General features: G+C 60.9%; 8 protein-coding genes. 4 read left to right on the top strand and 4 right to left on the bottom strand.

Annotated features, from left to right (window positions below; genetic code table 11):
* Nucleotides 1-325 (top strand): pyridoxal-phosphate dependent enzyme (locus RTX98_RS19460; protein ID WP_312798501.1); only part of this gene is annotated, 325 nt, incomplete at its 5' end.
* A gap of 12 nt (nt 326-337) precedes the next feature.
* Here the strand turns inward: RTX98_RS19460 and RTX98_RS19455 are convergent.
* Nucleotides 338-469 carry a hypothetical protein gene (locus tag RTX98_RS19455; protein WP_312798500.1) on the bottom strand — a complete coding sequence of 44 codons (132 nt, stop codon included), beginning with the start codon at nt 467-469 and terminating at the stop codon, nt 338-340.
* Between the two features lie 454 nt (nt 470-923).
* Between RTX98_RS19455 and RTX98_RS19450 the strand changes: the two genes are divergently transcribed.
* Entirely contained in the window at nt 924-1,436 is a 513-nt protein-coding gene (locus RTX98_RS19450; protein ID WP_312798498.1) for a ferritin-like domain-containing protein, read from the top strand.
* A 64-nt stretch (nt 1,437-1,500) separates the two neighbouring features.
* Here RTX98_RS19450 and RTX98_RS19445 read toward each other — a convergent pair whose 3' ends face one another.
* The 3 genes from RTX98_RS19445 to RTX98_RS19435 all read right to left on the bottom strand — a co-directional run bounded on the left by RTX98_RS19445 (nt 1,501) and on the right by RTX98_RS19435 (nt 4,838).
* Nucleotides 1,501-1,839: a hypothetical protein gene (locus tag RTX98_RS19445; RefSeq protein WP_312798497.1), complete on the bottom strand. Its 339-nt coding sequence runs from the start codon at nt 1,837-1,839 to the stop codon at nt 1,501-1,503.
* Between the two features lie 52 nt (nt 1,840-1,891).
* Nucleotides 1,892-2,980, bottom strand: a complete 1,089-nt coding sequence (locus tag RTX98_RS19440) for a hypothetical protein (RefSeq protein WP_312798496.1) — start codon at nt 2,978-2,980, stop codon at nt 1,892-1,894.
* 154 nt (nt 2,981-3,134) lie between these two features.
* Nucleotides 3,135-4,838, bottom strand: coding sequence for an MFS transporter (locus RTX98_RS19435; protein ID WP_312798495.1), 1,704 nt, complete (start codon nt 4,836-4,838; stop codon nt 3,135-3,137).
* A gap of 203 nt (nt 4,839-5,041) precedes the next feature.
* Between RTX98_RS19435 and RTX98_RS19430 the strand changes: the two genes are divergently transcribed.
* Nucleotides 5,042-5,344, top strand: coding sequence for a hypothetical protein (locus RTX98_RS19430; RefSeq protein WP_189503920.1), 303 nt, complete (start codon nt 5,042-5,044; stop codon nt 5,342-5,344).
* Between the two features lie 101 nt (nt 5,345-5,445).
* Nucleotides 5,446-5,883 (top strand): MarR family winged helix-turn-helix transcriptional regulator, encoded by a 438-nt coding sequence (locus RTX98_RS19425; protein ID WP_312798494.1) that lies wholly within the window; start codon nt 5,446-5,448, stop codon nt 5,881-5,883.
* Nucleotides 5,884-6,013: the final 130 nt, after the last annotated feature.

Below are 6,013 nucleotides of genomic sequence, written 5' to 3'. Positions count from 1 at the left end.
GGAGCCGGCGGCCTCGCCGATCCTGTCGGGTGGCGCGCCCGGTCCGCACAAGATCCAGGGCATCGGCGCCGGTTTTGCGCCCGCCATCCTTGATCGGGCGATCTATGACGAGGTCGTGCAGGTGTCCAACGAGGATGCGTTTACGGCCGCACGCCTGATCGCGCGGCTCGAAGGTATTCCGGTTGGTATCTCATCGGGCGCGGCTTTGTCGGCCGCCGCGATCGTCGGCAAGCGGGCGGAAAATGCCGGCAAGACGATCGTGATCATCATTCCCTCCTTCGCCGAGCGCTATCTGTCGACCGCGCTCTTCGAGGGGCTGGAATAAGGCTTACTGCCCTTACTGAAAGCTCGAACGGCGGGCGCAGGCCGGACCGGGACCCCGCATATAATGACGCTCCGGCCGGTAGCTCGGGGCGACGAACTCGCGCAGGCGGGTGATGGTGCGGGTCAGAAGGGTCAGGATGTTCATTGTTCGGGTTCCGGGAAATGGCGGTTGCTCCCGCCAGTACTCAACTCAAAGCTACGCAACGCATGATCGAACCTTAGCAGCCACCTGTGAATTGCCGGTGAACGCGCTGTTAAGGCATGAGCTAAATCATCTTAGATCGTGGCGAAATCGGGGTATTTTGGCCCTCTTTTCGTGGCCGAGACGCACAAACAGCGTTGCGTTGCAGCTATGTCACGCAAAATGCGCCCGGGAGATCGGGCTTCCCAGGCGATCGCGCTGCATCCATCCAAATCTTAGGAAGAATTAACGGAACAGCGCTTCGTGCCGCACGTTTGTGGGGCAGCCGGCGCGTGTGAAGCCGGATGAGAGGACGGCGCGGCGAACAGCCCGCTGACCAGACAACCAGATCGATCGAGCGGCCGGAGGTAATGCCCTTGTGGCTTGCCCGCCGCCGAACTTCAGGAAGGTGAAAACAATGGGTTTCTTTTCCAAAGACATCAGCACGATGGACGACCTCTTCGTTCATACGCTGCGCGACATCTATTACGCTGAAAACCAGATCGTGAAGGCACTGCCTAAGATGATCGAGAAGGCCACGGACATGCAGCTCCGTCAGGGCTTCGAAACGCATCTCGGCGAAACCAAGACCCACATCAGCCGCCTTGAACAGGTGTTCGAGATGCATGGTGTGCAGGCCAAGCAGGTCCGGTGCCCGGCCATCGACGGCATCATCGAGGAAACCGATGAGATCACCGGCGACATCGACGACAAGCAGGTGCTGGATGCAGCCCTGATTGCCGCTGCACAGGCCGTCGAGCATTACGAAATGACCCGCTACGGCACGCTGGTGGCCTGGGCCAAGCAGCTCGGCCGCACCGATTGCGCTGCCGTTCTGCAGCAGACGCTTGAAGAAGAAGAAGCTACCGACAAGAAGCTGACGCAGATCGCGGAAGCCGGCGGCGTGAACTCGCTGGCCGCGGCTGAATAAGCTTCGTCAGTCAATCTGTTGATTCAAAGGCTCGTCGCTCGCGCGGCGGGCCTTTTCTTTGCTGTCAGCGACCCTGCAAACTCGGTCCAAGCGTAATCAGCGTCACCGCCGCCACAGCCAATGCGATGCCCAGTCCTTGCACGGTGCTGACCCGCTCGCCGAACCAGGTGAAAGCCACGACATTCACGGCAACCAGCTGCACCACGGCGGAAAGGCTGATTGCCACGCCAAGGCCGAACTCGCGGATGAGCCGCAGCATGATCAGGTTGCCCGCCGAATACAGCGCCAGCACCAGGATCAGCCGCGGCACGCTAGGCCCCAGCGTCCATGCCTTGGCAGCACTTGCCGCCAGCATGAAGATCAGCGTCGAAACACCCAGCTGTACGGCGCCGAACAGGCTCATGATCGTTTCCCCGAAGAAGAAGCGATGGTCTGCACTGTCGAGCTCTCAGGCGTCAAGCCGCAGCTTGATCGGTGCCATCGCGCAGAGCGAGCATCACCATTGTGAGTACGATCAGCGTGCTTCCTGTCAGGCTGAACGGAAGCTGCAGCGAGCGGGACAAGATCAGGCCCGCTGCAAAGACGATGACCTGAGCACCGGCATTGGCCAGGAGAACGGGCATGAGGGCTTTTCGCTGGTCTTCGTTCAAGCGCTTGAGGAAGAACAGACGCGCGTAGGCATAGGCGATCAGCGGGATGAGGATCATTGCCAGGATCGGAGCAGCGAAGGGGATGGCCCGCAGTAGCGCATCCGGCTCCTCGCTGATCAGCGCCAGTGGAATAATCAGGTAACCGGCGGCTGTTGTGGCCACGAAGATCGGCCACAGCATCATCGCTGCAGCGGCTGCGCGATCCACATAGTGCCGCCGCGCGCCTGCAAACACGACAGCGCGGACGAACACAACCAGCGCGATTGTACCGACAATATAGAGCACCAGGATCAGCAACTCGGCTGCCGAGGCCGCACCTGTCCGCACCAGATCGATCCACGATGCTATTTCCTGAGGCAGCCCTACAAGGCCGGGGAGAACAAGCAGGAGCCAGAACCCGCTTCCGAGCGAAGGCAACCGGATCATCTTCGCCAGCCAGATCAGCACGGCGGTGCTCGCCACGAAAGAGGCTACGCCGACCGGCACGAAGGCGACGCTGTCTGGCCTGACGAGTGAACTTTCCTGCATTGCAAAAAGCAGGCCCGTCGCCTGGAAGGCAGTAAGAAGAAGGGCAAGAATGACGACGATGAGGTCTAAACGCCCGGCATTTTGTGGATTGCCCCGCCATCGCGCCAAAGGCGGGATGATCAGGCTGAAAAGCTCGACATGCAGCAGCACCGTGTAGAGCGGCAGGACGCCGAGCGCCATGATCGACAAGCGTGCCATCATGGAACTCGTGCTTTCACCATACTCCTCACCGATCCGGGTGAGGTCCAGACCCGGCACAGGAAGGTGCGAACCGATCGAGACCACCAGCAGCACCAATGTCACCCCCAGGATCGCTTCGCGCCGGAGAGCAAAGCGGGGCGTGGACTGAATGAGGGTGTCGCTCATGAAGACGGCTCGATCATTGGATTGAGATGAACAGAGCACAGTGAGCTCATGCCATGCAACGACTTTGCTTCAACAAAGGAGTTGCCAAGAGATAAACAAAGAAAAGCCCGGCGAGATTGCTCCCGCCGGGCTTGTTGACTTGTCGAAGGTTCGATCAGTCCTTGGCGTGCAGGTTGGTGCCGAGCGTATCCTTCACGAACAGCAGGCCGATCACCAGCGACATCGCGGCAAAGGCAATCGGGTACCAAAGGCCGAAATAGATGTCGCCCTTGGCAGCACTCATCGCGAACACCGTTGCCGGCAGAAGGCCACCGAACCAGCCGTTGCCGATATGATAGGGCAGGGACATGCCGGTGTAGCGGATGCGGGTCGGGAACATTTCCACGAGGATCGCGGCGATCGGCCCGTACACCATCGTGACATAGATCATGAGGATGAACAGGATGCCGATCGTCATCGGCCAGTTCACGGCCGCTGGATCGGCCACCATCGCGTAAGCGCCGGTGGTTTCGTTCTTCACCAGCGGATAGCCGGCATCATGCAAAGCTGCATGCACTGCATTGTTGAAGGCCGTTCCCTGCGCCGCTGCGTCGGCACCTGCTGCCGTGACATCATAGGAGGTCACCGTTGCGCTACCCACAGCCACCGTGGCCGGCGTTCCCGCGGGTGCCGTGGTCACGATGTCATAGGGCACCGAGTTGCGGGCAAGGAAGCCGGTAGCGACATCGCACGACTTGGTGAACTTGGCGGTGCCGACCGGATTGAACTGGAAGGTGCAATCGCCGGGGGCGGCGGTCACGGTTGCGCGCACATCGGCCTGGGCCTGTGCAAGTGCCGGGTTTGCCGCCCAGGTCAGCGCCTTGAACAGCGGGAAGTAGGTCAACACGGCCAGAGCCAGACCCGCCATGATGATCGGCTTGCGACCGATCTTGTCGGACAGCCAGCCGAAGACGACGAAGAACAGGCTGCCCAGCGCCAGCGCGACGGCGATCATGATGTTGACCGAACGCGCGTCGACCTTGAGCACGTTTTGCAGGAAGAACAGCGAATAGAACTGGCCGGAATACCACACCACGGCCTGACCGGCGGTGAGGCCGAACAAGGCAATCAGGGCGATCCGCGCGTTCTTCCATTGGCCGAACGCTTCCGTCAGCGGTGCCTTGGAGGTCTTGCCCTCTTCCTTCATGCGCTTGAACGTCGGCGATTCCGACAGCGTCATGCGAATCCACACCGAAATGCCGAGCAGCACGACGGACAGAAGGAAGGGAATGCGCCAGCCCCAATTGGCAAAGTCTTCCTTGGCCATCGAACCCTGCACGACCAGGATGATGATCAGCGACAGGAACAGGCCGAGCGTTGCGGTGGTCTGGATCCACGATGTGTAGAAACCGCGCCGGTCGTCGGGCGCATGTTCGGCCACATAGGTTGCCGCACCGCCATATTCGCCGCCGAGCGCCAGACCCTGCAGCATGCGCAGGATGATCAGGATGATCGGCGCGGCAATGCCGATGGTGGCGGAACCGGGCAGAAGGCCGACGATGAAGGTCGACAGGCCCATGATCAGAATGGTGACGAGGAAGGTGTATTTACGCCCGACGAGATCGCCGATGCGGCCAAACACCAAGGCGCCGAACGGACGCACAATGAAGCCGGCGGCAAAGGCCAGAAGCGCGAAGATGTTGCGGGTCGCTTCAGGATATTCGGCAAAGAAGGCTGCGCCGATAAAGGCTGCGAGCGAGCCGTAGAGATAGAAGTCGTACCACTCGAAGACCGTGCCGAGCGAAGAAGCGAAGATCACCTTGCGTTCTTCGCGCGTCATGCCGCGGCTTGGCGCCCCGGCTGCCTGTGCCATTGCCATCAAAACCTCCCATTGAACGGACGTGGTTTGCTGGCACGGCTCTCCCCCGGCGCCAGCTGATCCGCAGGATGGGACTATGACCCGGCTTTTAGGCGGCTTCCATCAAGTCTTTCGGCTTATGACTTTAGTCTAATTGGACCGAAAGCGCCCGCCCGCTCTAAGCAGAAGACAAAGGCGCTCAGCGCTTCAGGGGAGGAACACCAATGGACATGCAGGCTTCAATGGGCGCGATCGTGGTGGAACAGTTCACCGACCTGTTTCGCATCGGCATGATCCTGTTTCTGGCGATCACCTCGGCCAACACGGCGCATGCGACGGCAACCCGCGCGGGCCGTGCAGCGCCTCTCGTGCTCGGCGCTCTGTTTATCGCCGTCTTGATTCCCACCGCCTTCCATCGCGATGCGCCGGATCTCCTGCCGCGCATCCTGCTCGGCGTTCCCGTCAATGCCATCCTGCTGGCCATTGTTCTTGGCTTGATGAGCCTGTGGAAGCGCGCTCGGAAGTAGCGACCTGAGCGATACGCAAAAAGCTGAGTTTGCCTCTTGCCAGATGATCGTCCCCAACATACTTAGATGCCTTACCATATACCTTCTATGGAATGCGCATCATGGACGCTCTGGTCGAACAAACCGCCTTTATGGACGAGCTTACGAAAGTCAGCCGCAAGATGCGCACATTGTTCGATGCTCGTGTCAAGGAGCAGGGGCTGACGCTGGCCCGCGCGCGCATTCTTCTTCTTCTGGCAAAAACCGATGGCATGACCCAGTCGCAGCTCGCCGAAGCGCTGGAAGTCGAGCAGCCGTCCGTCGTGTCGCTGATCGACGCACTGGAAAAGACCGGCCTCGTTCTGCGCTGTGCCGTGGAAGGCGACCGCCGCGCCAAGGCGATCCATTTGACGGATCTGGCCCGGGAACAAGCGGACAACCTGCTGAGCTATATCGCTGAACTGCGTCGCCAGGTTCTGGGCGGCGTCGGCAAGTCTGATCTCGCGGCCGCCACCCGCGTTCTCCTGCAGGTTTCGGGCAAGATCGGCGCACTGGTTTAATCGGGAGCAGCGGATGTCCATCACGTCCCAAGCCGATCGGCCGGCGCTAGCCGACGCCGCTGCGCTGCCGATCGAACCGGAAGTGGCAGCACCGCCGGCAGCGCCCGCGCCCCCGCCCTTCGTGCCGATG

Source organism: Tianweitania sp., from assembly GCF_032053605.1.
In the GTDB taxonomy this organism is placed as follows: domain Bacteria; phylum Pseudomonadota; class Alphaproteobacteria; order Rhizobiales; family Rhizobiaceae; genus Tianweitania.
Note: the sequence above shows the minus strand (reverse complement) of the source record. Positions and strands in the feature narration are given on the sequence as shown.

Bases quoted from the DNA above. Each gene is read 5' to 3' on its own strand.
- RTX98_RS19430 (WP_189503920.1), top strand. From the start codon at position 5,042: ATGGACATGCAGGCTTCAATGGGCGCGATCGTGGTGGAACAGTTCACC.
- RTX98_RS19435 (WP_312798495.1), bottom strand. From the start codon at position 4,838: ATGGCAATGGCACAGGCAGCCGGGGCGCCAAGCCGCGGCATGACGCGC.
- RTX98_RS19455 (WP_312798500.1), bottom strand. From the start codon at position 469: ATGAACATCCTGACCCTTCTGACCCGCACCATCACCCGCCTGCGCGAG.
- RTX98_RS19425 (WP_312798494.1), top strand. From the start codon at position 5,446: ATGGACGCTCTGGTCGAACAAACCGCCTTTATGGACGAGCTTACGAAA.
- RTX98_RS19450 (WP_312798498.1), top strand. From the start codon at position 924: ATGGGTTTCTTTTCCAAAGACATCAGCACGATGGACGACCTCTTCGTT.
- RTX98_RS19445 (WP_312798497.1), bottom strand. From the start codon at position 1,839: ATGAGCCTGTTCGGCGCCGTACAGCTGGGTGTTTCGACGCTGATCTTC.
- RTX98_RS19440 (WP_312798496.1), bottom strand. From the start codon at position 2,980: ATGAGCGACACCCTCATTCAGTCCACGCCCCGCTTTGCTCTCCGGCGC.